Genomic DNA, 25,579 nt, shown 5'->3' with positions numbered 1-25,579 from the left:
CCGGCCGCTACCCCACCCCATGGGGCAGTGCGGACCAAGGTCCGCACCCACCATCAGCGGCTTAGCTGCCCGACAGCATCCGGCGGATCTTGCGGCCGATGCGGGTCAGGAACGAATCGCCGGTGTCGGCGGCGGTGCGCACCGGCTTGGCCACCACCTGTACCGGGGTGACCGGGCTGGCGCCATTGCCGGCCGTGTTCTGCACGCCCTCGGCGCCTTCGACCGGACGGCCGTGGCGACGACGACGGCGCTTGCGCGGCTTGCGCTCGCCCTCCACCGCCCCTTCCGGTGCGCCTTCGGCACGCGGCGGGCGCGGCGGACGCGGAGCCTGGGCAACCGCGGCCTCGGCACCGTCAACCGGCGCGGCTGCCGTCTGCTCGCCTTCCACGCGTGGCTTGCGCGGGCCACGCGAACGGCGCTCGCCGCTGCGCTCACCGTCGCGACGCTCGCCACGACCACCGCCGGAGCGGCCGCCACTGCGGCCACCACCACGACGCTCTTCCTCGGCGGCGCGGGCTTCGCGCGCTTCACGGAAGATCTGGCCGACGCTCTCGCTCTCCTCGCCGTCCTCGCCAGCGGCCGGGGCCGGGCGTTCCGGACGCGGCAGCGGGGTCAACAGTTCCTTGGTCACCGGCTCGGACGGAATCTTCTGCTCGATGTAGGCCTCAATGTCCGGCAGGCCCATGGCGTAGCGCTCACAGGCGAAGCTGATCGCATCACCCTCTTCGCCCAGGCGCGCGGTACGGCCGATGCGGTGCACGTAGTCCTCGGCATCGAACGGCAGGTCGTAGTTGTAGACGTACTTGATGCCGTCGATATGCAGGCCGCGGGCGGCCACGTCGGTGGCCACCAGGATTTCCAGCTGGCCCTTCTGGAAGCGGTTGAGCAGGCTCTCGCGCTTCTTCTGCGGCACGTCACCGGACAGCACGCCGACACGGTAGCCGGCCTTCTCCAGCGAACGCGCCACGCGCTCGACGAACACCTTGGTATTGACGAACACCATGGTGCGCGCGCCTTCGCTGCGCGACAGCAGGCCCAGCAGCAGCGGGATCTTCTCGTCGTCGGCCGGGAAGTAGATGCGCTGGCGCACGCGCGCGGCGGTGATGGTCTCGGCTTCGACCACCAGCTTCTGCGGCTCGTTCATGTGCTCGTAGGCCAGCTCCAGCACGCGGTGGCTGAGGGTGGCGCTGAACAGCAGGGTCTGCCGGATGGTGCGCTCGGGCATGCGGCGCAGCAGGAAGCGGATGTCCTTGATGAAGCCCAGGTCGAACATGCGGTCGGCTTCGTCCAGCACGCAGATCTCGCAGGCGTGCAGCGAAACCACCTTGTGCTGCTTGACGTAATCGATCAGGCGGCCCGGGGTGGCGATGATCACGTCAACGCCCTGCTGCAGCAGTTCGCGCTGCTTGTCGTAATCCACGCCGCCGTAGACCAGCGCGAAGCGCAGGCCCAGGTCGGAACCGAACTTCACCGCATCCTTGTGGATCTGGATGGCCAGTTCACGGGTCGGGGCGAGGATCAGCGCGCGCGGATCTTCCGGCTTGCGGTCGGCCAGGGCCGGGCGGGTCAGCAGGCGGTTCACGACAGCGACCAGGAAGGCCAGCGTCTTGCCGGTGCCGGTCTGGGCCTGGCCGGCGACATCACCACCGGGCAGCGCGACGGGCAGGGTCAGCGCCTGGATCGGCGTGCAGCGGGTGAATCCGGCTCCTTCAAGACCGGCCTGCAGGGCCGGATGCAGCTCGAAGGAGGAGAAGGTCAAATCGGTCAGCGGTTTGTCGCTCATGTGTCCGTCTTGGTATGGCCGCCGGCCCGTGGGGCGGCTGGCACTTCAGCGTCTAGGGGCACCGTCGCAAACTGCGGCCCCTGCGGCGGGTTGGCAGGCTGGGACCACCCGGTCCGCACGCCGCACAATGCCCCAGTTTAACGCACTCGGGCGGGCAAACCGGAATGGGCCGTCTCAACAACCCGAGAGACGGAGAACCTTCACCCAGCCACACCGCACTTGAACGGCCTGGCCGGGGTAGCTGGTGTCGCCCACTGCCAGCCCCATGTACAGGAAGACAGTGAAATCCGACACATACCGGGCATCGAAGCGATCACGATACGCTGGGTTCCAGCCGGCGCCTGTCCCTGCCCTGCGATAGGGGTACACTGCCGGCCGTGAGCGTCCAGGCATTCCGCCGAACGCACCGCGGCAGTGCGCCGCGAGGCAACGACGAGGGTCGCGCCACCGGGCATGGCCCAGTTCACCCACCTCCGGCATGGCCGGGTGCAATCCAAGACGAGAAACCAAGATGAGCGACAAGGTTGTACATGTCGGCGACGCCGACTTTGATAGCGCAGTGCTGAATTCCAAGGAACCGGTGCTGGTCGATTTCTGGGCCGAGTGGTGTGGCCCGTGCAAGATGATCGCCCCGGCGCTGGACGAGCTGGCCGATGCCTACCAGGGCCGCGCCAAGATCGCCAAGGTCAACGTCGACCACAACCGTGCGCTGGCCGCCAAGTACCATGTGCGTTCGATTCCGTACCTGGTCGTGTTCAAGGACGGCGAGAAGGTCGGTGAGCAGATCGGTGCGGTCGGCAAGGCCCAGCTGGCCGGCCTGCTGGACAAGGCCCTGGCCTGATCCTGCGGTTCCCCGGCAGCCGCGGGCGCCACGCGCCCATGATGAATGCTGTTCCCGGCGACTCTTGCACGGCGCCGCTGGCCGATGATAGTGTCGGCATATCCGGCCGCGTTCGCGTGCCGCACCTTCTGGACGCAGTGTCTTCCAGACCCATTCCCAACGTTCGCCGCCCCAGCCGGGCGCTCGCACCTTCAAGCGAGGAATAACGCTCTTGTCCGATAACACTTCCGAAACCGGCAGCGCCGATGCGCCCGCCGAAAAGCGCGTGCGCAAGCCCCGCGTAGCCAAGGCTGCCGCTCCGGCCGCCGCCGAAACCAGCGCCGCTCCGGCGCAGCCGACCCTGCCGCTGGCCGCCGCGCCGGAAGCGCCAGCGCCGGCGCCGGCAGCCCCTGCGCCGAGCGCGCCCGCCGCCGAGGCCCCCGCCAGCAGTGGCGGCGGCGAAGGTGGTGAGGGCCGCGAATCCGGCCAGCCGCGCCAGCAGAATCACCAGGGGGGTGGCCAGAACCAGGGCCAGAACCCGTACAACCAGAACGGCCAGCAGGGCCAGCAGGGCCAGGGACAGGGTCAGGGCAACCGCCGCGATCGCTTCCGCAACCGCCGCGACCGTGACCGCAACAACCGCTTCCGCGACGATGGCATGCCCAACGACGGCGGCGAGCAGCAGCCCTTCGTGCCGCGCCCGCATGCCAACGTGCCCGAGGGCTTCCCGGTCTACTCGCTGAGCGACCTCAAGCGCATGCCGGCGCAGAAGCTGCTGGAAATCGCCGAGCAGCTGCAGATCTCCGAAGGCGTCGCCCGCGCCCGCAAGCAGGACGTCATCTTTGCCCTGCTGAAGGTGCTGACCCGCCACGGTGACGGCGTCGCCGCCGACGGCGTGCTGGAAATCCTGCCGGACGGCTTCGGCTTCCTGCGCGCGGCCGAAGCCAGCTACCTGGCCGGCCCGGACGACACCTACATCTCGCCCAGCCAGATCCGCCGCTTCAACCTGCGTACCGGCGACCATATCTCCGGCCGCATCCGCTTCCCGAAGGATGGCGAGCGCTACTTCGCGCTGAACATCGTCGACACCATCAACGGTGAGCCGATCGAAGCGTCGAAGAACAAGGTGCTGTTCGAGAACCTGACCGCGCTGTTCCCGCGCCGTCGCTTCACCCTGGAGCGTGGCAACGGTTCGTCGGAAGACATCACCGGCCGCATCCTCGACCTGATGGCACCGCAGGGCAAGGGCCAGCGCTCGCTCATCGTGTCCCAGCCGAAGGCGGGCAAGACGATGATGATGCAGCAGGTCGCCACCGCGATCACCACCAACCACCCGGACGTGCACCTGATCGTGCTGCTGATCGACGAGCGCCCGGAAGAAGTGACCGAAATGCAGCGCACCGTGCGCGGCGAAGTCATCAGTTCGACCTTCGACGAGCCGGCCGCGCGCCACGTGCAGGTGGCCGAAATGGTCATCGAGCGTGCCAAGCGCCTGGTCGAGCACAAGAAGGACGTGGTGATCCTGCTCGACTCGATCACCCGCCTGGCCCGCGCCTACAACAACGTGGTGCCGAGCTCGGGCAAGGTGCTGACCGGTGGTGTCGACGCCAACGCCCTGCACCGCCCGAAGCGCTTCTTCGGTGCCGCGCGCAACGTGGAAGAAGGCGGCAGCCTGACCATCATCGCCACCGCGCTGGTCGACACCGGCTCGAAGATGGACGAGGTGATCTACGAAGAGTTCAAGGGCACCGGCAACAGCGAAGTGCACCTGAGCCGTCGTATCGCTGAAAAGCGCGTGTTCCCGGCCATCGACATCAACCGTTCGGGCACCCGCCGCGAAGACCTGCTGATCGAGCCGGAACTGCTGCAGAAGATCTGGATCCTGCGCAAGCTGCTGCATCCGATGGATGAAATGGCCGCGATGGAATTCCTGCTGGACAAGATGAAGAACACCAAGTCCAACGACGAATTCTTCGGTTCCATGAAGCGCTAAGAGAAAAGCCCCGCATTGCGGGGCTTTTTTTTGCCGTCGGGAACGGCACATCCACGCATGGCGTGGATCTGCTGGCCGCACCGGGCATGGCCCGGCGCAACCGCGTGGCTTACGGGCAGGCCACCGCACCTTCGGCATTGGCCGTGTTGGCGGTCAGCTTGACCTGGGTGAACGCTGCTGCGAACGGTGTGTCGGCAGCCACCACGAACGGGGCTTCCACCGCGCCCAATGCCACGCCCTGCTTGGCGAAGCACGCCAGCGGTACGGTCACCGTCTGCTTCTGGCCGGGCGAGAGCTTGGCCAGCAGCGGGGCGATATCCACACCGCCCTCGCAGCCGCTGCCGCACTGCATCGTCACCTTCACCGGCGATGCCGGGCGCTTCACCAGCTGCACGTCGAACTGCAGCGCGCCGTTGCTGCGCGCCAAGGCGCCCAGGTTGTGGCGCGAGGTGCTGCGCGCGATCAGCTGCGCGGGGGCCAGCCAGGTCACTTCCCTGGCATCCTGCTGGGTGTTCACCTGCACGGTGCGCACCTGCACCACCGGCTTGGCAGCCGGCCAGCGCAGCGTGGCATTCAGATCATTGCCCAGCGGTTGCGTTGCGCCAGCGGCGGCCACGTGCAGGGCGAACGGCGGCGTGTCGGCGCGGTTGAAGATCGGCAGCACGGTCACTTCACCGCAGCTGTCCGGGTTGGCCTCGTCCAGCCGCGCCAGCGTGCCGCCCTTGGCGTAGCTCAGCCCATAACCCCGCGCAAACAGGGCCGGCTTCTTCGCATCGGGCTGGTCGATCGGCGCCGGGCATGGCACGCCCGGCCACGGGAAGCTGAGGCGGCCGCGGAAGTCGTGCGCGGGCTTGCCACCCTTGCCGGCCACCAGCACATCGGTGACGCCCTTGCCTTCGGTGCCCGGCAGCCAGGCCGCAACGAACGCGCTGGACAGGTTGAGCAGGTCGTTGGTGTACATCGGCCGACCGGACAGGTAGACCGTCACCACCGGCTTGCCACTCGCTGCGGCGGCCTTCAGCACGGCCAGGTCCTGCGGGTAGGCGCGGCTGTGGCTGACCGTGTCCGAAGCAAGGATGTCACCGTTGGTCTCCGCATACGGCGTTTCCCCGATCACCGCCAGCACCACATCGAAGGTGTTCGGGTCGATTCGCTGGCCATCTGCGCTGAAGCTGATCTTGTCCGTACCCAGTTCGGCCCGCAACGCGCCCAGCACCGAGTCGGCGTTGGGGAAGTCGGCATTGCTGTTCTCGGTGCCCTGCCAGGTCAGCGACCAACCGCCGGACTGGTCGCCGATGTTGTCGGCGCTCTTGCCGACCACCAGCACGCGCGCGTCGCGGCGCAGCGGCAGTACCTTGCCTTCGTTCTTCAGCAGCACCAGTGATTCGCGCACCGCACGGCGCGCAAGCTCGCGGTGTTGTACGGCGCTGGCATCACCTGCGTAGCGGCTGTCGGACGGCTTGTGTTCGAACAGCCCGGCGCGCAGCTTCACCCGCAGGATGCGCGTCACCGCATCGTCGATGCGCGCCATCGGGATCTCGCCCTTCTGCACCTGCGTGGTGGTGTTGTCGATGAAGGCCTTCCAGTCATCAGGCACCATCACCATGTCGATGCCGGCGTTGATGGCCTGCGCACAGCTGTCGTTGCGGCAGCCTGGCACCTGGGCGATGCCGTTCCAGTCGGAGACGACGAAGCCGTCGAAACCCATCCTGTCTTTCAGCGCATCGGTCAGCAGTGCCTTGCTGCCGTGCATCTTGCCGTAGTCGACACCACCCGCGCGGTCGTTCCAGCTGTTGAACGAGGCCATCACCGTCTGCGCACCTTCGGCCAGCGCGCCGTAATAGCCCTGCGCGTGGACGTTGATCATGGTGGCCTTGTCGACCAGCGCCTCACCCTGGTCCCGGCCGTTGTCGGTAGCGCCATCGCCCAGGTAGTGCTTGGCGGTGGTGACCACGTTGCCGTCATCCTTGAACGCCCCCTGCGCGCCCTTGACGTAGGCGTGGGCGAAGCTGCGGATCACCGCCGGGTCGGACGAATAGCTTTCGTAGGTGCGGCCCCAGCGCGGGTCGTGGGCCACGGCCAGGGTGGGCGCGAACACCCAGCCGATGCCGGTGGCACGCACCGAGCGTGCGGTCGCCTCGCCGATGCGCTCGATCAGTTCGGCATCACCGGCCGCGCCCAGGCCGATGTTGTGCGGGAACAGCGTGGCGCCCAGCACATTGTTGTGGCCATGCACCGCGTCGGTACCCCAGATCACCGGCACCGGCGTCTTCGCATCGGTGGCCAATGAAGCCGCGTGGTAGGCATCGGCCAGCTTCAGCCAGGCCTGCACGCTGGCGTGCTTGTCCATGCCCGGCCAGGAGCCGCCGCCGTTGAGCACCGAGCCGATGTAGTACTGGCGTACCTGTTCCGGCGTGATCGTCTTGATCTCGGCCTGGGTCATCTGCCCGATCTTCTGCGCCAGCGTCATCTGCGAAAGGATCTGCTGCACGCGGCGTTCGATGCCAGCGTCGGTGGCGATCGCGCTGTGCACGCGCGGCCAGTCCTGCAGGCGTTCGCCCTCGGCGTGTGCGGCACCGGCCGCTGCGGCCAGCGCGGCCAGCAGGCAGCTGGCAAGAAGGGTCTGGGTGGGGCGATTCACTGGGCTCTACCTCCGTGGATGAAGTTCCTGGCATGCGCGGCGGCGATGGCACGCCGGCATGGGTGCCTGCGCACCGCTCCTGACAGCGCTGTCATATAAGGCCGCTCACGTGCTGTCAATCGTCGTTCGTGCGCAATGGGACGGTGGCCGCGCAACGACGGGCTCCGCCGCGCTTGTGGCGCACCGCAGCCACGCCCGGGTGCTGCATCGCGACAAGGAATCCGGACGTGCCAGCGGGCCTCCGGTCGTGGCAACATCCGCCTGCTTCGGCAACATCGATCCGGCCAGCACGCTCTACCATCGCCGCGTGCCCGCCGCCTTCCAGGAGGATCCATCGCACCATGCGCAGTCGAATCGAGGATGTCGCCGCCGTCGCCGGGGTTTCGATCAAGACCGTGTCCCGCGTACTCAACCACGAGCCGAACGTGCGCGAGCAGACGCGCGAACGCGTGCTGGCGGCAGTGGCGCGGCTGGGCTACAAGCCCAACCTGTCGGCGCGCAGCCTGGCCGGCCAGCGCTCGTATGCACTGGCGCTGGTCTACAACAATCCTTCGCGCAACTACCTGATGGAAATCCAGAGCGGCATGCTGGAAGCCTGCCATGCGCAGCACTACAACCTGATCCTGGGGCCGGTCGGCACCGGCCGCCGCACCCTGCCCGACCTGGCCGCGCTGTTCGAGAACTCGCGCCCGGACGGCGTCGTGCTGATTCCACCACTGACCGACGATGATGTGGTGCTGTCCTACCTGGAAGAGCAGGACATTCCTTTCGCCTGCATCGCGCCACGCCACCCGGAAGGCCGCATCGGCGTGCGCATGGACGAGACCACCGCGGTGGTCGAACTGATCGGCCACCTGGTCGCGCAGGGCCATCGCCGCATCGGCCACATCAAGGGTCCCCGCGCACACGGTGCCTGCCAGTGGCGCCACGCCGGATATCGCCAGGCGCTGCGCGGGGCCGGTATCGCCTACGACCCGCAGCTGGTGGTCAACGGCCAGTTCTCGTTCGAATCGGGCGTGGATGCCGCCAACATCCTGCTGGACCTGGACGATCCGCCGACGGCGATCTTCGCGGCCAACGATGACATGGCCGCAGCGGTATACCGCGTGGCCGGCGAACGTGGCCTGCGTGTCCCGCGCGATCTGTCGGTGTGCGGCTTCGACGATACCCCGATCGCCGGGCACATCTATCCGGCGCTGACCACGGTGCGCCAGCCGACCGCGCACATGGGCCGGCTGGCGACCGAGCAGTTGATCGAGCACATCCGCACCGAGACCGCAGGACGCATGATCACGGTCGAGCATGCGGTGCTGGATCGCGAGTCGACCGCCGCGCCCCGGCGGCGCTGACGACGGCGGAACCGGGCTCATGGCGCCGGCAGCCGTGAGCCCTTCCACGCATAGAAGGCGATGTAGACGTAGCACAGCACCGGCAGCAGGAAGGACAGCTGCAGGCCATGGCGGTCGGCCAGCCAGCCCATTGCCAGCGGAATCACCGCGCCACCGACGATGGCCATCACCAGCAGGCTGGACGCCTTTCCGGTGAGTGCACCAAGGCGGGCGATGGCCAGGGCGAAGATGGTCGGGAACATGATGGAGTTGAACAGGCCGATGCTGACCACGGCCCACTTGGCCAGGCCGCCGCTGGCGGTGACCGTGATGCCCAGCAGGATCATCACCGCCACCGCGAACAGGCCCAGCAGATGGCGTGCGTCCAGCCGCGCCAGCAGCGCCGCCCCCACCAGGCGGCCGGCCAGCGCGCCGCCCCAGTACAGCGAAACATAGCCGGTGGCCTCCTGCTCGGTCAGGCCCTGGCCGATGCCCGGCGAGGACAGGAAATTGACCAGCACGCTGCCGATGGACACCTCGGCCCCGACGTAGCAGAAGATGGCCAGCACGCCCAGGCGCACGTGGCGATGGCGCAGCACGTCCCATACGCGGCCTTCGCTGCTGGCGCGCCCCTCCACGCCCGGAATGGTGGGCAGGCGGAACATCCAGATCGCGACGGCCAGCAGGAACAGCGCGACTGCCAGGCCGAAGTACGGCAGCTGCACCGACTGCGCTTCGGCCGCGCGATAGGCCAGTGCTTCGGCCTGCGGCAGCAGGGCCAGCTCATCCTCGCTGCGTGGCTTCGCCGAGAGGATCAGCAGGCCGCCAAACAGCGGCGCCAGCGTGGTGCCCAGCGAGTTCATCGCCTGCGCCAGGGTCAGCCGGCTGGAGCTGGTGCGCTCGTCACCGAGCAGCGCGACATAGGGATTGGCCGCCACCTGCAGCACGGTGATGCCGGTGGCCAGCACGAACAGCGCCGCCAGGAACAGGCCGTACACATGCGCGGCAGCGGCCGGCCAGAACATCAGCGCACCCACGCAGGCGATGGCCAGGCCGGCGACGATGCCACGCTTGTAGCCGAGCGCCGCGACCAGCCGCCCGGCCGGCAGTGACATCAGGAAGTAGGCGCCGAAGAAGGTGAACTGGATCAGCATCGCCTGCACCCAGCTGAGCGCGAAGGCAGCCTTCAGGTGGGGAATGAGGATGTCGTTGAGGCAGGTGAGAAAACCCCACATGAAGAAGATCGCGGTCACCACGGCCAACGCGCGGGTATTGCCCTGCACGTGTTGTCCGCTGACGGTCGTTGCTGTGTCCAAAGCCTGTCCTCCCGGTCAGTGTTTCAAGCCATCCATCGGTCATGCGGGGCACGCGAAGGCCAACTGCATTGTCCAGCGCTGTCAACGCGTCGCACAGCCTCCCCGGCTCGCCCCCGCACCGTCATCCGCGCAGTTTCGTTCTGCACCGCACAACGCTTTTCCGCATCCGGATTGGCAGCGCTGTCATCCCTGAAAAACCGCTGCAAACGCCTTCAATAAAGGCAATTCGCCGATGCGAGCGGGTTCCTGGCAACGGTTACATCCCGACCTGCACGGTCGCTGGTCAGGCGCACTTGATGGCAGTTTGTTGACAACGCTGTCAACCGTCGCTCCAATCCGGCCACGTGCAGTAACCGCGATCAGAACAACGCAACAACACCACCGGATTCCCTGGGGAGGGAGCTTGCATGAAGACGTACAGGGCAGTACCTCGCAAGACGATGCTCACTTCCGCGCTGCTGGCAGCGCTGGCTGCACCGGCCTGGGCACAGGACGCACCCGCCGCCGGCACCGCCGATCCGGCCACGTTGGATACCGTGCAGGTCACCGGTATCCGCGGCAGCCTGCAGTCTTCAATGAACCTCAAGCGCGACAGCCAGGGCGTGGTCGATGGCATCGTCGCCGAGGACATCGGCAAATTCCCGGATACCAACCTGGCCGAATCGCTGCAGCGCATCAGCGGCGTGTCGATCGACCGTACCTCCAGCGGCGAAGGCTCCAAGGTGACCGTGCGCGGCATCGGCCCGGACTACAACCTGGTGTTGTTGAACGGTCGCCAGATGCCCGCCTCCAACCTTGGCAACGGTGGTGGCGGCCTGAATGGCTCGCGCTCGTTCGATTTCGCCAACCTTGCCTCCGAATCGGTTTCGGCGGTGGAGGTGTACAAGACCAGCCGTGCCGACAACCCGGCGGGCGGTATCGGCGCCACCATCAACATCAGGACGATGCGCCCGCTGGAATCGGAGCCGGTGATCAGCCTGGGCCTGAAGGCGGTCAATGATTCATCCAACGACAACCTGCCGCGCACGCTGCAGGGTTCGAACATCACCGGCGAGCTGTCGGGCATCTTCAGCCAGCGCTACGCCGATGACCGCTTCGGCGTGACCCTCAGTGCCAGCCATCAGGAACGCGATTCGGGCTTCAACCAGGCCACGGTGGCCGAAGGCTGGGCGACCCTGTACGGCAACAACACCACCGACTGGCGCGCGCTGCCGCAACCGGGCCAGGGCTATGCCGATCGCATCACCAACCGGCCCGGGCCCAACGATGTGTACGCACGCCCGCAGAACACCGCGTACAACGTCAACGGCGTGCAACGCCAGCGCACCAATGCGCAGGCCACGTTCCAGTGGAAGCCGGCCGACAACGTGACGACCACGCTGGACTACACCTATGTCGAGAACAAGGTGCAGCAGCAACGCAGTGAACTGTCCGTGTGGTTCAACTACGGACCGGGCGACAGCACCTGGACCAACGGGCCGGTGGCCGCGCCGATCATCTACAGCGAGGACATGACCAATTCGGACGTGTCGATGGGCGGCGCCAAGCTGGCCACCAAGACCGGCATGCACTCGCTGGGCTTCAACGTGGACTGGGAAGTGAACGACGCGCTGGACCTCTCGTTCGATGCCCACAACTCCACCGCCGAATCGAAGCCGGACAGTCCGTATGGTTCGGCCGGCGTGCTGGGCGTGGCCGCCTTCGTGCGCGGCAAGACCACGGTGGATTACAGCGGCGACCTGCCGATCATCAACATCGCGCTGCCGCCCGGCGGCGTGCAGGCGTCCGATGCGCTGGTGACCGGTTCGGTGTTCCAGAACAGCTACAACAAGTCGAAAGTGCAGCAATACCAGGGTCGCGGTACGTTCCGCTTTGCCGACTATTCGGCGCTGGACTTCGGCATCGGCCATGCCCAGGTGGAGAACCGTTCGGCGTCGGCGATCATGCAGCGCAATACCTGGGGTGGCCTGGGAACACCGTCCGACTACGCCGATGACATCTGGTATGCGGACAACATGGCCAAGTACTTCAAGGCATTCTCCGGCCACAGCGATCCGCGCCTGACCGGCCAGTTCCTGGTCTTCGACTTCGACCGCCTGATCGATCGCGCTGCGCAGGTCGGCAGCGCCTCCGATCCGGCCTGCCCCAGCTGCTACTACGCGCCCAGCCAGTACTCAGAGGATATCCGCACCACCGAGAAGACCCGCAGCGCCTACCTGCAGTACCGCACCAGCTTCGACTGGTCGATGCCGCTGCACGTGGCCGCCGGCGTGCGCTACGAGCGCACCGAAGTGGAATCCAACGCGATGGTGCGCGTACCCACCGGCATCAGCTGGGGCTCGGCCAACGAGCTGAACATCGTCTACGCGGCCGACAGCAGTTTCATCGGTGGCCGTGGCAAGTACGACTACATGCTGCCCAACGTCGACCTGAAGCTGGACCTGAGCGAATCGCTGGCGTTGCGCGGCAGCTACAGCCGCACGCTGGGCCGCCCCAGCTGGACCCAGATCCAGAGCGGCCAGTCGCTGGCCGACATCGTGCGCACCCAGGGCGGCACCGCCAGTCGTGGCAACCCGGGGCTGGAGCCGCTGATCTCGGACAACTTCGACCTGTCGCTGGAGTGGTACTACGGCGAGGCCAGCTATGCCTCGGTCGGCTTCTTCCGCAAGAACATCAAGAACTTCATCAGCGACACCATCGTGCGCGAGAACACCGGCACGCTGCACACCCCGGTGGGCGGCGCGTACTGGAACGAGGCACTGGCTTCCGGCTGCGGCACCACCGACATGCCCTGCATCCGCGACTACATCTTCACCAACCATGCCGGCGATCCGGGCGTGACCTACACCGGCACCAATTCGGCGGGGCAGAAGACCGGCACCATCACCGGCCTGCCGGGTGATCCGATCGCCGGCTTCGACGTCACCGTGCCCGCCAACCAGCACTCGGACCATCTCGATGGCTGGGAAGTGGCGGTACAGCACCTGTTCGGCCAGTCCGGCTTCGGCGTCGCGGCCAACTACACCAAGGTGAAGTCGGGGCTGACCTTCAACAACCTGAGCCTGGGTGACCAGTACCCGATGATCGGCCTGAGCGACTCGGCCAACGTTGTCGCCTTCTATGACAAGAACGCCTGGCAGATCCGTGCGGCGTACAACTGGCGCGACAAGTTCCTCAACGGCATCGGCGGCCAGGGTCCCAATCCGAACTACACCGCCGCCTACGGCCAGCTCGATCTGAACATCAGCTACGCGGTGAGCGAACAGCTGACCCTGAGCCTGGAAGCGATCAACCTCACCGACGAGACAATGCGCACCTACTCGCGCCATACCAACATGCTGCGCTACGCCACCCAGACCGGCCCACGCTACATGTTCGGCGTACGCTACAAGTTCTGACCGGCCACGGTATCGTGGAGCCGGGCGCAGGCCCGGCTCCACACACCCCACCGGATATCCGCGCATGCTGCCGCCGCCCCGCCCCATCGACGAAGTACACGGCCTGGACCCAGCGCAACTGCACCAGCAGCTGCCGGGATGGACCACGCCGAAGGTGATCCGCGGGCTGGTCTCGCATTGGCCGCTGGTGGCCGCCGCACGCACCTCCGATGCCGCTGCAGTCGCCCATCTGGCCAGCTTCGATCCTGGCCGGATGCCGGTGACCGCGACCACCGCAGCGCCCGAAACGCAGGGGCGGTTGTTCTACAACGAGGATATGAGCGGCTTCAACTTCCGCCGCGAACAGGTGCCGCTGAACGTCGTGCTGGCTACGCTGCTGAAGTACGCACGCGACCCGTCGCCGCCTTCGATCTACGTCGCCTCGACCACGCTGGACAGCTTCCTGCCCGGCCTGGCCGAAGCGAATCCGCTGCAGCTGGGCATGGCCGACCCGCTGACCAGCATCTGGATCGGCAACCGCTCGCGCATCGCCGCCCACCAGGATGTGCCGGACAATCTTGCCTGCGTGGCGGCGGGGCGCCGCCGGGTCACCCTGTTCGCCCCCGATCAGGGGCGCAATCTTTACGTCGGCCCGCTGGATTTCACCCCGGCCGGCCAGGCGATCAGCCTGGTTGACTTCGACGCACCGGATTTCGAGCGCTTCCCACGCTTCCGCGAGGCGCTGGCACAGGCGCAGGTAGCAGAGCTGGCGCCTGGCGATGCCGTCTTCATTCCTTCACTCTGGTGGCACCACATGGAAGGACTGGACGCGTTCAACGTGCTGATCAACAGCTGGTGGCGCCCGGTGCCGGCCTGGATGGATTCCCCGATGAACGCACTGATGCTGGCGATCCTGGCGGTGCGCGACCTGCCCGAACCCCAGCGCGCGCACTGGCGCGCGATGTTCGATCACTACGTGTTCGACGCCGATACGTCGACCAGCGCACATATTCCTGCGCATGCGCGTGGCGTGCTGGCCCCGCTGCACGCCGACGGCGCCGCGCAGATACGGCAGATCCTGCGCCAGCGACTGCAACGGTGAGCCCTGTGGCCGGCGCGTGCTTCACCCGCGCCCGGCCCTTTTGTGGCGATAATGCAGCCCCGCCTCCGCCGGTACCTGACCGCGCCGAGCGCCCTCTGCCCTCGTTTGCCCCGCATGCGCCTGATTTCGCCCCGCCTCAACCTGGGCAAGCTGATCCTTGCCCTGGCCCTGCTCAGCGCCATCATCGCGCTGGCCAATACCCTGCTGGCCAGCTACCGGGTGCAGCGCGACCAGCTGGTCGGCAATACCCTGGAAGCCAATCGTGTCTATGCCACCAAGCTGGCCGAGACCACCCAGAACTTCCTGCTGGCCGCACAGCAGGAGCTGGCCTATGCGGCCACCCGGCTCGGCCAGGACGATCTGGATCCGCAGCGGGCGCAGGATGAGGCCAGCCGCCTGCAGCTGCAGACCAACAGCTTCAATTCCTCGCTGGTGGTGGACGCCGATGGCCTGGTGATCGCCACTTCGCCGCAGACCCTGCAGCTGCAGGGTGAGGTGCTGCACAGCGTCGGCAACAACGCGGCTCTGGCGGCACGCCAGCCGATGATCAGCGATCCGTACCAATCGGCCACCGGCAAGCTGCTGGTGTCGCTGTCGCACCCGATCTTCAACCGCCAGGGCCATTACCGCGGCTACGTCAGCGGGACCCTGTACCTGCGCCAGCGCAGCGCACTGCATACGCTGCTGGGCAAGCACTACTACCGCGACGGGTCCTACCTGTACGTGGTCGACCGTCATGGTCGCCTGCTCTATCACGCCGATGGCAAGCGGGTGGGAGACTACGTGGTCGGCAATCCGGCGGTGAAGGCGGTGGTGCGTGGCGAGCGCGGTGCCCAGCAGGTGCGCAACAACCTGGGCGTGTCGATGCTGGCCGGGTATGCACCGGTGCCGGCGACCGGCTGGGGCATCATCGCCCAGCGTCCGACCGAGGCCACCCTGCAACCGCTGTCGCGGTTGATGACCGCAGTGATCTGGAACGCGATTCCGCTCGGCCTGCTGTCGCTGCTGGTCACCTGGTGGTTCGCCCGCCGCATTTCGATGCCGCTGTGGCAGCTGGCGCGCAACGTACAGGGCGGCGAGGATACCGGCAATGCAATCAACCATGTCAGCGGCATCCGTGCCTGGTACTTCGAGGTCGCACAGCTGAAACACGCGGTGCTGCACAGCTTCAACGCACTGCAGGACCGGATCGGCACGCTCAACCGGGCCAGCCGCACCGACCCGCTGACCGGCCTGCTCAACCGTCGTGGCCTGCAGCAGGCACTGGATGCGCTGCAGGTGCAGGGCATCCCATTCGCGATCCTGGCGCTGGACATCGATCGCTTCAAATCGATCAACGATGCCCACGGCCACGACGTCGGCGATGCCGCCATCGTCCATATCGCTGATCAGATGCGCCGCTATTCGCGCGACAGCGACATCCTCTGCCGCGCCGGCGGCGAGGAATTCCTGCTGCTGTTGCCGGGCATCAACGCCGAGCCGGCACGCCAGGCCGGCGAACGCCTGCGCCAGCGTATCGCCGGCCACCCGTTCGAGCCGGTGGGCACCATCACCGTGTCGCTGGGCGTGGCCCACTTCCCGAGCTTCCATGTCGATGCCGAGCAGGCGCTGCGGCTGGCCGACAAGGCGCTGTACATGGCCAAGGAACAGGGCCGCAACCGGGTCGTGGTCTACCCCTACGCCGACTGAGGCGGAGCCGGCCCGGCCAGCTCCGCCATCCTGCTCAGCCCTGTTCCAGCGGAGTCAGCAGGCGCACGCCGCGCCTGGCGCCATCCACCATGTAGACGCCGCCCTCCTGCAGCAGGTCACTGCCGGCCTGCTCGATCGGGTCCGCCATGCGCCACGGCACGGCGTGCCGCGGCCCCGGAATGAAGACACGCCAGCGCCCCAGACGCTCCGGCCCGGCATTGCGGTCGTTGTTCAGGGCGAAGGTCACCGGCACGCGTACCGTCCAGCTGTCCCGGGTGCTGTCCTCGCCGGTGGTCGGCGGGGTGAAGGTCCATTTGCGCGCGCTGCTGACGCTGGCCTTGGCCAGGCTGTCGCGCATCCTGGCCAGGGTCTGCTCGGGCCCGACCACGGCCATGTTGACCTGCTCGGCAACGACATCGGCCACCGTACCGTCGCGGGCCACCTTGACCATCAACAGCACCTCGCCCTGGCCACCGTTCCGAAACACCTCTTCCGGGTAACGCGGCGGCGTAATGCGTCGGTCGGTCACCGAGTCGGTCGCCTTCGGATCGTATTCGCTGAAGTTGACGCTGGTCATGCTGACTTCGTAGCCGCCCTCCGCCATCGGCTTGCCGCGCAGGCGCACGTGCATGGGGGCACGCGTCGCCACCGCCTTGCCATCACGCAGCGTCGGCTCGAAGCGCCAACCTGCAATGGTGCCCTCGACGAAGGACGCGATGCTCGGAGACAGCATCGACTTCTGGTCCAGTACCAGCGTGCTGACCGAACCATCGGCGGTGATCTCGACATGGCCGGAAAGCACCATGCTCATTTCCGCCGTGGCGCGCACGGCGCGTGCGGTCTGTGCACTGGCATCGCCGGCCAGCAAGGGGGCGCCGCAGCCTACGGCCAGCGCGAGGGCGAGAAACAGGGGGGAACGCATCATTGCCGGATCCTTGGTGATGAGTGCCGAGCGTACCCCAGTCGCGGCCATCACGGCAGCCCGTTCACGCCAGCCGATGGGCGCCCGCGTACGGCGGGGTGTCGGGGTAGTCACCACGCGCGAACCTGTCCTGCAGCTGCTGCCACCACTGCGGATCGAACAGGTGCCGGAAATGCTCGCGCACCGCGGCCAGTTCACCGGCTGGCAGGCCCATGAACGGGCCGAAGCGCTCAGGGAAGACATCGCGCGGGCCTACATGGAACCACGGCTCATCGGCCATTGCCTCTTCCGGGCTGCGCGGTTGCGGCCAGGCGCGGAACACGCAGTCGCTGACCAGGCACAGCTCGTCATAGTCGTAGAACACGGCACGCCCATGCCGCGACACACCGAAGTTCTTCGGCAGCATGTCACCGGGAAAAATGTTGTTGCGCGCCATGTCGGTGATGGCCTGCGCATAGTCGAGCACCGCCGCCCGCACCGCCTCGCCACCCTGCTCGCGCAGGTACAGATTCAGCGGGCGGAAGCGACGCTGCACATAGCACAGCGCGACTTCCACCTGGTCGCCATCGACGCGAACGCTCTGCGCGCACTGCTGCAGCAGCTCGTCCAGCAGCGCCGGCGCGAAGCGGTCACGCGGGAAGCGCAGATGACGATACGGCTGTGCGTCGAGCAGGCGGCCGACACGGTCGAGGTTGAACACCAGCGCGTACTTCTCTTCCACCTGCTGCCGCGACATTGCCTTGGGCCAGGCAAAGCGGTCGCGGATCAGCTTGAACACCAACGGATAGCTGGGCAGGGTGAACACCGCCATGACCATGCCCGGCGTGCCTTCGGCAGGCACCAACCGTTCCTGCGGATGCTCGTTGAAGTGGCGGAAGAAGGTGCGGTAGCGCTCGGTCTTGCCCTGCTTGGCGCGGCCCAGCACGGTGTAGATCTCATCGATTGGCTTGCCCGGCAGCAGGCTGCGCAGGAACACCACCGCATCCCCCACCGTGGCAAGGTCGGCCAGGAAGTAGCTGCGCGACACGCCAAAAAGGTGGGCGACATCGCGGCGCCGGGTCAGCACGGCATCGGCGCGCAGCCCGCGCTCATCGTTGACCAGAGCGATCACGCACGGCGAGAAGCGATGCTCGCCGAACACGCGGCCGACCAGATAGGCGCGGCGCTCGCGATAGAACACGGTGTCGAGCAGCTCGATGCTGCGTACCGGCGTATCACCCCAATGGGCCAGATCGTCCTGCAGGCGCACTGCGATCGCCGCCGCGCAGCGCAACTGGTGGGCATAGGGAATGTCGAAGCGGTAATCGGCCAGCACCCGCTGCAGCGCCTCCACCGGCCGCGTGGGCGAGACCGCGTAGGTATGCCGTGCGACCGGATGGGTGATGGCATCGGAAGGTTCAACGTCGAAGGCGATGAACTCCAGCGCCGGGTCCACGCCACGGGTGGCGAACAGGCGCCGCGACAAGGTGTTGTAGAAGGTCTTGTACAGCTCGGCATCGATCAGCCCCTGCAGCAGGGTGCTGTAGCGCGCGTGCACCTGCAGCCACAGCGCGCGCGCGCCGATCGCCTCACCGGCGAGGCGACGCAGCGCATCCATCTGCTCGGCGATGCACAGGTCGTACAGGGCGATGCGCTCGACGGCATCCTGGCGGGCGCCGGCCCAGTCGCGCTGCTCGAAGCGCTGCCGCGCACGCGCGGTGATCGCCGCAAAGCGGGCGTGATACTGCTCGAAGCCATCACGGATGGCACCCGCGATGCGCGACGCCAGCTCGGCGGTGATGTCAGGCTCGGACATGCAGGGCTCATCGGAGAGGACCGGCTTCACCATACGCTGGCGTGTGTAGTGCCGTCGAGCGCGCGGGTAGTGCCGGCTCAGATCGCCAGTTCGGCCTCCACGTCCTGCACCTTGCGCCGCGCCAGTGCCAGGTTGGACTTGGTGCGGTCCAGCACGATGTAGAAGAACAGCCCCTTCTTCTTCGCCACCGGACGCATGATGTGGTACGCCTTGCCCAGCGAGATCAGGATGTCCTCGATGGTGTCGTTGAGGTTCAGCGACGCGGCAGTCTTCATCTTGGCGCGGATCACTTCGGTGTTGCCGGCCGCGGCCACTTCCATGTCCATGCCGGCACCGGCTTCACCCAGCAGCATGCCGCTTTCATAGTCGACCAGCGCCACCGCCTGTGCGCCATCGATGCCCATCAGTGCGTTCAACGATTCAGTCAATCCAGCCACGTCGTATCCCCTTGTCAGTGTTGGTTCGAGCCCCTTGTTCCCCTGCGGCCGGGCTCACGATCCGCTGAGTTCGGCCAGGATCGCCTGGCCACATTCCCTGCTCTGCCACAGCACCTGGCCGATCACACTGCGCTGGTCGCAGGCTGCCATCAGCAGCAGCGGCGCGCGGCCTTCGGCCTGGATCGCCAGCATCAGCACCTTGCCCCCCGCGGCTTCCAGCATCAGCGTCTGCAGATCGCCCAGCACCAGCTCGCGCCCCACCGCCGCGGCCAGCGCCAGCATCGCGCTGGTCATTGCCGCCAACCGTTCGCCGCGGCCGTCGGCACCGGCGCTGACCAGCGCGAAACCATCCACGCTGGCCAGCACGACCGTGCGCACCCCTTCCACGCGCTGCTGCAGGCCCTGCAGCAGCGGCTGCAGGCGCTCGCGCTGTCCCGCATCGGGCAGGACCGCCACCTGCCCGTCAGCCATGCGCGGCCACCAGTGCGTGCGCTTCCATTTCGCCCATCAGCACGTCCATCAGCAGCAGCCCCTGCGCGCGGTCCCGCGCATCCACGGGCAGCAAAGGCAGCGGCTGGTCATCCAGGCACGCCCGGCTGGCCCAGTCGTCCAGCTGCGCATCGGGCACCTGGTCCAGGTGGGTCACCGCCACCACCAGCGCCAGCGTGCCGGCAAACGGCCGCAGCGCCTGCAGGTAGGCATCCAGTTCGTCAGCGACGCCGGCGCGGCGCGCATCCAGCAGCAGCACCGCGCCACGCGCACCCTGCAGCAGGATCGGCCACAGGAAGTCGAAGCGCTGCTGGCCGGGCGTGCCGTACAGGCGCAGGCGCTCACCGTTGGGCAGGTCGATGTCGGCGTAATCCAGGGCGACGGTGGTCGAGGCCTTGTCCGCGCCCGCACGGTCGCTGTTGGCGACGTCGGTGTCGATGACCGCACCGGCCGCGATGCTGCGTACCAGGGTCGACTTGCCACTGCCCATGCCGCCAAGCACCACCACCTTGTGCTCACGCATTGCGCTCGCTCCCGCGCAGGCTGCGCCAGAGGCGTGCCAGCAGGCCATGGTCGGCGCTGCTACCCCTCGGCGCGGCAGTTACCGGCGCAGCAGTCTGCAGCTGCGCGTAGCCACACAGGTAGGCGGCATGGATGAAGTCGCGCACGGCGGCCGGCGGCAGCTCCAGCAGCGTCGCGCACTCGTCCACCGTGCACGCGCGCTTGAGCAGCAGCGAGCACAGGCGGAATCCATCGTGGTCGTGGCCGAGCACGCGGAAATCGGGCCAGCGCAGCAGCTTCACCGCCGCACCGCGCAGGCGCTCGTCCAGTGCGTGCCAGTGGCGGCTGCGCTGCGCCCATTGCCACAGCAGCGGCCGCAGCGGCTGGCGCGCGCGGTTGCCTGCCAGCACCCGGAACTGCGCCGGCGTCAGCGCGTCCAGATGGAGATGTTCGAAGCCCTGGGCCAGGCGTTCCACCAGCACGGCGGCCGGTTCCTGCAGGAGTACGGCCTGGTCCTGTTCCAGATCCAGCAGCAGCAACGGCTGGCCGCTCTCGCCCAGCAGTGCATGGCCCTGGCGCACCGGCAGGCGCTCGCGCAGCAGGCGGGTGATGGCATGGGCGCCGTCGGCCAGGCGCACCGGCGCGGGTTCGGCGCTGCCCTGCATGCCACGCAGCGCGCGGCCGATGGCCCCATCATCGAGGACATCCTGGCGGCCATGGCCCTCGCGCAGCTGGCCGCCGATGCCTTCGATCCAGCACTGCAGGCGCGGCCGCTGCTCGCGCATGCGCAGCGCGGCATTGCGCAGCGCCGGCGTATCACGCACCACCAGCAGATCGCAGTCGTCCAGGTCCTGGCTGCGGCACACCTGCCCATCGGGCAGGGCCGAGGCCAGGCGCAGCCGCTGCAGCAGGGCCTGTTCGCCCTGCAGATCGGTTCCCACTACCAGCACGCGTGCCATCCGTGTTCCCCCTGTGCGCGATCGCCCCGTACCGCTGGCTGACGATAGGGGAGCGGCCACGCCGCAGCCGTGACCGCATGCTCAGATTCTCTTCCCACCCAGCCTCCCCAGCGTGATTCTGGGACGGCCATCGTGGGCAATATTCATGCCGTTCTGACAACGGACGGCTGCGCCGGCCGCTGTCTGTTGCAGGCTTCTCAGATCACCAGCAGGGCTTCAACGTCCTGCACCTTGCGCCGTGCCATGGCCAGATTTGCGCGACGGCGATCCAGCACCAGGTAGAAGAACAACCCGGGGCGTTGAGAGATGGGTCGCATGATGTGGTACGCGCGGCCCAGCGAAATCAGAATGTCCTCGATGGCGTCATCCAGCCGCAGGGCCGTGCAGGTTTTCATTTTGGCGCGGATGACTTCCGTGTTGCCTGCCGCCGCCACTTCCATGTCCAGCCCACTGCCGGCCTCACCCAGCAGCATGCCACTGTCGTGATCCACCAGTGCCACCGCCTGGGCGCCCTCGATGGCCATCAATTGATTCAACGATTCACTCAGTCCTGCCATGTCCTGCCTCTTCGCTTGGCCAACGGATGTCAGCCTCGGGGGGCAGTAAGCTAGGACTACGCATCCCAAGACTGCCGAGCGCCGGTCACAGTTTTCGGAAGGGCGTCCGCCTGCGACAGAAGACGTCGCTCCCACCGCTCATACGTTGGCTGGAAGCGCCAGGGTCGATCAGCACGCGCTGCTGGCATCGGCTGGACCCGGGCAGACCCGACACTTCATCGCTGCCTGTCCCGGCCTCCGCCCCAAAAAAAACCCGCGCCGGAGCGCGGGTTTCGATGTCACTTCCTGCGGGCGCTGGATCAGCCGCGCAGCTGCTCCAGCGCGGCATTGAAGGTCGCGCTCGGGCGCATCGCCTTGCTGGCCTTGGCCACGTCCGGGCGGTAGTAGCCGCCGATATCCACGGCCTTGCCCTGCACGGCGCTCAGCTCGTCGACAATCTTCTGCTCGTTGTCGGTCAGCGCCTTGGCCAGCGGGGCGAAGCGCGCCTTCAGCGCGGCATCTTCATTCTGCGCGGCCAGGGCCTGGGCCCAGTACAGCGCGATGTAGAAGTGGCTGCCGCGATTGTCGATGCCACCCAGCTTGCGCGACGGCGACTTGTCGTTGTCCAGGAACTGGCCGTTGGCTTCGTCCAGCGCCTTGGCCAGCACGCGGGCAGCAGCATTGTCGTAACGGTTGCCCAGGTGTTCCAGCGACGCGGCCAGGGCCAGGAATTCACCCAGCGAATCCCAGCGCAGGTAGTCCTCTTCGACGAACTGCTGCACGTGCTTCGGCGCCGAGCCACCGGCGCCGGTCTCGAACAGGCCACCACCGGCCATCAGCGGCACGATCGACAGCATCTTGGCGCTGGTGCCCAGCTCCATGATCGGGAACAGGTCGGTCAGGTAGTCGCGCAGCACGTTGCCGGTCACCGAGATGGTGTCCTCACCCTTGCGGATGCGGTCCAGCGAGAACGCGGTGGCTTCCACCGGCGGCAGGATGCGGATGTCCAGGCCGGCGGTGTCGTGGTTCTTCAGATAGGTTTCGACCTTGGCGATGACCTGTGCGTCGTGGGCACGGGCGGCGTCCAGCCAGAACACGGCCGGGGTGCTGCTCAGGCGGGCGCGTTCGACTGCCAGCTTCACCCAGTCCTGGATCGGCGCATCCTTGGTCTGGCACATGCGCCAGATGTCACCGGCTTCCACGGCATGCTCGAACACCACGTTGCCGGCGTCGTCGGTGACCTTGACCACGCCATCGGCGGCGATCTGGAAGGTCTTGTCGTGCGAGCCGTACTCTTCGGCCTTCTGTGCCATCAGGCCGACGTTCGGCACCGAGCCCATGGTGGCCGGGTCGAAGGCACCGTGCGCCTTGCAGTCGTCGATGACGGCCTGGTACACGCCGGCGTAGCAGCGGTCCGGAATGACCGCCTTGGTGTCCTGCAGCTTGCCTTCGGCGTTCCACATCTTGCCGGAGTCGCGGATCATCGCCGGCATCGAGGCGTCGACGATCACGTCGCTCGGCACGTGCAGGTTGGTGATGCCCTTGTCCGAGTTGACCATGGCCACGCCAGGGCGCTGTGCGTACTCGCCCGCCAGGTCGGCTTCGATCGCGGCGCGGGTGGCTTCGGGCAGCGACGGCAGGCGCGCGGCCAGGTCACCGATGCCGTTGTTGGCATCGAAACCGGCCTGCTTCAGCACGTCGGCGTGCTTGGCCAGCACGTCCTTGTAGAACTCGTTGACCGCCACGCCGAACATGATCGGGTCGGAGACCTTCATCATGGTCGCCTTCAGGTGCAGCGAGAACAGCACGCCCTGGGCCTTGGCATCGGCGATCTGCTCGCTGATGAACGCGGCCAGCGCCTTGCGGCTCATCACCGCGGCATCGACGATCTCGCCGGCCTTGACCGCGGTCTTTTCCTTCAGCACGACGGCGCTGCCGTCCTTGCCGTGGAAGGTGATCTTCAGCGAACCGGCGTTGGCCAGGGTGGCCGACTTCTCGCTGCCGTAGAAGTCACCGGCGGCCATGTGCGCGACGTGCGACTTCGAATCGGCGGCCCAGGCACCCATGCGGTGCGGGTGCTTGCGCGCGTAGTTCTTCACCGACAGCGGTGCGCGGCGGTCGGAGTTGCCTTCGCGCAGCACCGGGTTCACCGCGCTGCCCTTGACCTTGTCATAGCGCGCCTTGTAGTCGCGCTGCTGGTCGTCGGCCGGGGTTTCCGGGTAATCCGGCAGCGGATAGCCCTGGTCCTGCAATTCCTTGATGGCCGCCTTCAGCTGCGGCACCGACGCCGAAATGTTCGGCAGCTTGATGATGTTGGCGTCCGGGGTGGTCGCCAGCTGGCCCAGTTCGGCCAGGTCGTCACTGACCTTCTGTGCATCGGACAGCAGTTCCGGAAACTGCGACAGGATGCGGCCGGACAGCGAGATGTCACGGGTTTCGACCACGATGCCGGCGGTGGCGGTGTAGGCATCGACGATCGGCAGCAGCGACTGGGTGGCCAGGAACGGGGCTTCGTCGGTCAGCGTGTAGAGGATCTTGGACATGGGGGACTTGGACTCTGTAGCAGTGCTCAGGGGAAGGCCGGCGCCAGCGCCGGGCCACGTGCAACCGTGTCGCTTTTCCCTGCCGCCGTCAGGGTGGGCGCGCGGTGGGGAAACCCCTGCATTGTCGCGTTTTCAGCCGCGCGGGGCAAAGCCGCGCCATACGCGGCGGTACTGCACGCGGGCAACGCTGTGATCCATCCACGCAGGGCACGGCGCTACGAAAACATCGGCACGCACCCATAGATCCACGCCATGCGTGGATGAGGCCTGGCCATCGCCCAATAAAAAAGGACGCAGCCTCGCGGCTGCGTCCATCGTGAGTCCTGCCGGGAGAGAGTCGGCAGGACTTACTTGACCTCGAACTCCTGCGGCGTTCCGGCCGCCTTGCCATCGACCATGACCTCGGCGCGGTACTTGCCGGCCGGCCAGCCCTTTGCATTCTTGAACGTGACGTTGGTGGTTTCCGCGCCGCTGGCGTTCAGGGTCGCGGTCTGTTCGCCGGCCACCTGGCCGTCCTGGTAGGTCAGCTTGGCGCCGACATTGACATTGTTGGCGGTGCCGTCGGTCTTGATCGAGACGATGACGTCATCCTTCGGTGCGAACAGTGCAGCCGGTGCGACCGACTTGTCGGCAGCGGCCGTCTTGCCCACGGTAACGGTGGAGACGCTGACCGCAGCGGCTTCGGCCATCGGCGGCGGCGCGCCGGTCATCGGCGCCGGCGCTGCAGGTTCGGCCGGCGCGGTTGCTGCCGGTGCGGCGTTGCTGTCGGTCGATTCTTCCTTCTTCTTGCAACCGACCAGGGCAACGCTGCCCAGCAGGGCGGCGATCAGGGCGGTCTGGAGCGGGGTGGTCTTGATCATTCGGGGTTCCTCCCAGGGGATTGTCGGACGGCGTTCGATCGCCGGCTTACTTCGGCGGCAGCTTCAGGGTCTGGCCCGGGAAGATCTTGTCCGGGTCGTCGAGCACATCGCGGTTGGCTTCGAAGATCTTCTTCCAGGCATTGGCGTCGCCCAGGTGCTGCTTGGCGATCTTCGACAGCGAATCTCCCTTCTGCACGGTGTAGGTGCCGCCGCTGACAACCTGGGCGGTGCTGTCCACCGAAGCGCTGACGCCGGAGAAGTCCGCCTTCGGCACCTGCTCGGCGGTACTGTCGACGCTGGCACTGACGCCGGAGAAATCGGCTTTCTTCTCGGTACTCATCCACAACTCCCGTCTGCATGACTACGTGGTTCGCACGTTGCCATGGAGGTTGTTAAATGGGGATGGTGCAGATGTGAAGCCGCCCCCCGGGGCGGCTGAACAATCGGGAGAGCGGGTGCCTGGTCGTGCCGGCCGCTGGCCGGCCTGC

At 67.1% G+C, this 25,579-nt stretch carries 19 protein-coding genes; 6 read left to right on the top strand and 13 right to left on the bottom strand.

What is annotated here, in order from left to right; all coding sequences use genetic code 11:
- Positions 1 to 61 precede the first annotated feature (61 nt).
- Entirely contained in the window at positions 62 to 1,783 is a 1,722-nt protein-coding gene (gene rhlB, locus O0J73_RS12120) for an ATP-dependent RNA helicase RhlB (RefSeq protein WP_308308796.1), read from the bottom strand.
- Positions 1,784 to 2,294: 511 nt separating this feature from the next.
- On the opposite strand from rhlB, the gene trxA reads away from it, so the two are divergent.
- Both trxA and rho read left to right on the top strand, forming a co-directional pair.
- Entirely contained in the window at positions 2,295 to 2,624 is a 330-nt protein-coding gene (gene trxA, locus O0J73_RS12115) for a thioredoxin (RefSeq protein ID WP_005411275.1), read from the top strand.
- Between the two features lie 211 nt (positions 2,625 to 2,835).
- Complete coding sequence (rho, locus tag O0J73_RS12110; RefSeq protein ID WP_308308795.1) at positions 2,836 to 4,596, top strand: transcription termination factor Rho; 1,761 nt, start codon at positions 2,836 to 2,838, stop codon at positions 4,594 to 4,596.
- 109 nt (positions 4,597 to 4,705) lie between these two features.
- On the opposite strand, the gene O0J73_RS12105 is transcribed toward rho, so the two are convergent.
- Positions 4,706 to 7,237, bottom strand: a complete 2,532-nt coding sequence (locus tag O0J73_RS12105; protein WP_308308794.1) for a glycoside hydrolase family 3 protein — start codon at positions 7,235 to 7,237, stop codon at positions 4,706 to 4,708.
- Between the two features lie 341 nt (positions 7,238 to 7,578).
- Between O0J73_RS12105 and O0J73_RS12100 the strand changes: the two genes are divergently transcribed.
- Positions 7,579 to 8,586, top strand: coding sequence for a LacI family DNA-binding transcriptional regulator (locus tag O0J73_RS12100; RefSeq protein WP_006473477.1), 1,008 nt, complete (start codon positions 7,579 to 7,581; stop codon positions 8,584 to 8,586).
- A 17-nt stretch (positions 8,587 to 8,603) separates the two neighbouring features.
- Here the strand turns inward: O0J73_RS12100 and O0J73_RS12095 are convergent, their stop codons facing one another.
- Positions 8,604 to 9,800, bottom strand: coding sequence for a sugar MFS transporter (locus O0J73_RS12095; protein WP_083797423.1), 1,197 nt, complete (start codon positions 9,798 to 9,800; stop codon positions 8,604 to 8,606).
- Positions 9,801 to 10,288: 488 nt separating this feature from the next.
- On the opposite strand from O0J73_RS12095, the gene O0J73_RS12090 reads away from it, so the two are divergent.
- From O0J73_RS12090 to O0J73_RS12080, 3 genes are all read left to right on the top strand, one after another.
- On the top strand, positions 10,289 to 13,279 hold the full coding sequence (locus O0J73_RS12090; RefSeq protein ID WP_308308793.1) for a TonB-dependent receptor: 2,991 nt from the start codon (positions 10,289 to 10,291) through the stop codon (positions 13,277 to 13,279).
- Between the two features lie 64 nt (positions 13,280 to 13,343).
- Positions 13,344 to 14,360, top strand: a complete 1,017-nt coding sequence (locus O0J73_RS12085; protein WP_308308792.1) for a cupin-like domain-containing protein — start codon at positions 13,344 to 13,346, stop codon at positions 14,358 to 14,360.
- Between the two features lie 114 nt (positions 14,361 to 14,474).
- Positions 14,475 to 16,049 carry a diguanylate cyclase gene (locus O0J73_RS12080; RefSeq protein ID WP_308308791.1) on the top strand — a complete coding sequence of 525 codons (1,575 nt, stop codon included), beginning with the start codon at positions 14,475 to 14,477 and terminating at the stop codon, positions 16,047 to 16,049.
- Positions 16,050 to 16,083: 34 nt separating this feature from the next.
- Here O0J73_RS12080 and O0J73_RS12075 read toward each other — a convergent pair whose 3' ends face one another.
- The 10 genes from O0J73_RS12075 to O0J73_RS12030 form a co-directional block, all read right to left on the bottom strand.
- The gene (locus tag O0J73_RS12075) at positions 16,084 to 16,974 is read right to left on the bottom strand and encodes an energy transducer TonB (protein WP_308308790.1); all 891 of its coding nucleotides are present in this window, start codon (positions 16,972 to 16,974) and stop codon (positions 16,084 to 16,086) included.
- A 61-nt stretch (positions 16,975 to 17,035) separates the two neighbouring features.
- Positions 17,036 to 18,766: a bifunctional isocitrate dehydrogenase kinase/phosphatase gene (aceK, locus tag O0J73_RS12070; RefSeq protein WP_308308789.1), complete on the bottom strand. Its 1,731-nt coding sequence runs from the start codon at positions 18,764 to 18,766 to the stop codon at positions 17,036 to 17,038.
- 77 nt (positions 18,767 to 18,843) lie between these two features.
- Positions 18,844 to 19,203 (bottom strand): hypothetical protein, encoded by a 360-nt coding sequence (locus O0J73_RS12065; RefSeq protein ID WP_006473505.1) that lies wholly within the window; start codon positions 19,201 to 19,203, stop codon positions 18,844 to 18,846.
- A gap of 54 nt (positions 19,204 to 19,257) precedes the next feature.
- On the bottom strand, positions 19,258 to 19,674 hold the full coding sequence (locus tag O0J73_RS12060; protein WP_308308788.1) for a roadblock/LC7 domain-containing protein: 417 nt from the start codon (positions 19,672 to 19,674) through the stop codon (positions 19,258 to 19,260).
- Positions 19,667 to 20,215, bottom strand: coding sequence for an ATP/GTP-binding protein (locus O0J73_RS12055; RefSeq protein WP_308308787.1), 549 nt, complete (start codon positions 20,213 to 20,215; stop codon positions 19,667 to 19,669). The genes O0J73_RS12060 and O0J73_RS12055 overlap by 8 nt, the downstream gene beginning before the upstream one ends.
- Complete coding sequence (locus tag O0J73_RS12050; protein WP_308308786.1) at positions 20,208 to 21,152, bottom strand: hypothetical protein; 945 nt, start codon at positions 21,150 to 21,152, stop codon at positions 20,208 to 20,210. The genes O0J73_RS12055 and O0J73_RS12050 overlap by 8 nt, the downstream gene beginning before the upstream one ends.
- Before the next feature lie 197 nt (positions 21,153 to 21,349).
- Entirely contained in the window at positions 21,350 to 21,709 is a 360-nt protein-coding gene (locus O0J73_RS12045) for a hypothetical protein (protein ID WP_308308785.1), read from the bottom strand.
- Positions 21,710 to 22,008: 299 nt separating this feature from the next.
- Positions 22,009 to 24,231 carry an NADP-dependent isocitrate dehydrogenase gene (locus O0J73_RS12040; protein ID WP_308308784.1) on the bottom strand — a complete coding sequence of 741 codons (2,223 nt, stop codon included), beginning with the start codon at positions 24,229 to 24,231 and terminating at the stop codon, positions 22,009 to 22,011.
- A gap of 347 nt (positions 24,232 to 24,578) precedes the next feature.
- Complete coding sequence (locus tag O0J73_RS12035) at positions 24,579 to 25,091, bottom strand: hypothetical protein (protein ID WP_308308783.1); 513 nt, start codon at positions 25,089 to 25,091, stop codon at positions 24,579 to 24,581.
- 46 nt (positions 25,092 to 25,137) lie between these two features.
- Entirely contained in the window at positions 25,138 to 25,431 is a 294-nt protein-coding gene (locus O0J73_RS12030; RefSeq protein WP_308308782.1) for a LysM peptidoglycan-binding domain-containing protein, read from the bottom strand.
- Between the last annotated feature and the right edge of the window lie 148 nt (positions 25,432 to 25,579).

Source organism: Stenotrophomonas sp. Sm6012, from assembly GCF_030985895.1.
GTDB classification, from domain to species: domain Bacteria; phylum Pseudomonadota; class Gammaproteobacteria; order Xanthomonadales; family Xanthomonadaceae; genus Stenotrophomonas; species Stenotrophomonas forensis.
The sequence above is the reverse complement of the archived record's forward strand: the minus strand, read 5'-3'. Positions and strand labels throughout refer to the sequence as shown.

Coding starts and splice junctions, on each gene's coding strand:
- rhlB (WP_308308796.1), bottom strand. CDS start 1,783: ATGAGCGACAAACCGCTGACCGATTTGACCTTCTCCTCCTTCGAGCTG.
- trxA (WP_005411275.1), top strand. CDS start 2,295: ATGAGCGACAAGGTTGTACATGTCGGCGACGCCGACTTTGATAGCGCA.
- O0J73_RS12100 (WP_006473477.1), top strand. CDS start 7,579: ATGCGCAGTCGAATCGAGGATGTCGCCGCCGTCGCCGGGGTTTCGATC.
- O0J73_RS12095 (WP_083797423.1), bottom strand. CDS start 9,800: ATGTGGGGTTTTCTCACCTGCCTCAACGACATCCTCATTCCCCACCTG.
- O0J73_RS12090 (WP_308308793.1), top strand. CDS start 10,289: ATGAAGACGTACAGGGCAGTACCTCGCAAGACGATGCTCACTTCCGCG.
- O0J73_RS12085 (WP_308308792.1), top strand. CDS start 13,344: ATGCTGCCGCCGCCCCGCCCCATCGACGAAGTACACGGCCTGGACCCA.
- O0J73_RS12080 (WP_308308791.1), top strand. CDS start 14,475: ATGCGCCTGATTTCGCCCCGCCTCAACCTGGGCAAGCTGATCCTTGCC.
- O0J73_RS12075 (WP_308308790.1), bottom strand. CDS start 16,974: ATGATGCGTTCCCCCCTGTTTCTCGCCCTCGCGCTGGCCGTAGGCTGC.
- aceK (WP_308308789.1), bottom strand. CDS start 18,766: ATGTCCGAGCCTGACATCACCGCCGAGCTGGCGTCGCGCATCGCGGGT.
- O0J73_RS12060 (WP_308308788.1), bottom strand. CDS start 19,674: ATGGCTGACGGGCAGGTGGCGGTCCTGCCCGATGCGGGACAGCGCGAG.
- O0J73_RS12055 (WP_308308787.1), bottom strand. CDS start 20,215: ATGCGTGAGCACAAGGTGGTGGTGCTTGGCGGCATGGGCAGTGGCAAG.
- O0J73_RS12050 (WP_308308786.1), bottom strand. CDS start 21,152: ATGGCACGCGTGCTGGTAGTGGGAACCGATCTGCAGGGCGAACAGGCC.
- O0J73_RS12045 (WP_308308785.1), bottom strand. CDS start 21,709: ATGGCAGGACTGAGTGAATCGTTGAATCAATTGATGGCCATCGAGGGC.
- O0J73_RS12040 (WP_308308784.1), bottom strand. CDS start 24,231: ATGTCCAAGATCCTCTACACGCTGACCGACGAAGCCCCGTTCCTGGCC.
- O0J73_RS12035 (WP_308308783.1), bottom strand. CDS start 25,091: ATGATCAAGACCACCCCGCTCCAGACCGCCCTGATCGCCGCCCTGCTG.
- O0J73_RS12030 (WP_308308782.1), bottom strand. CDS start 25,431: ATGAGTACCGAGAAGAAAGCCGATTTCTCCGGCGTCAGTGCCAGCGTC.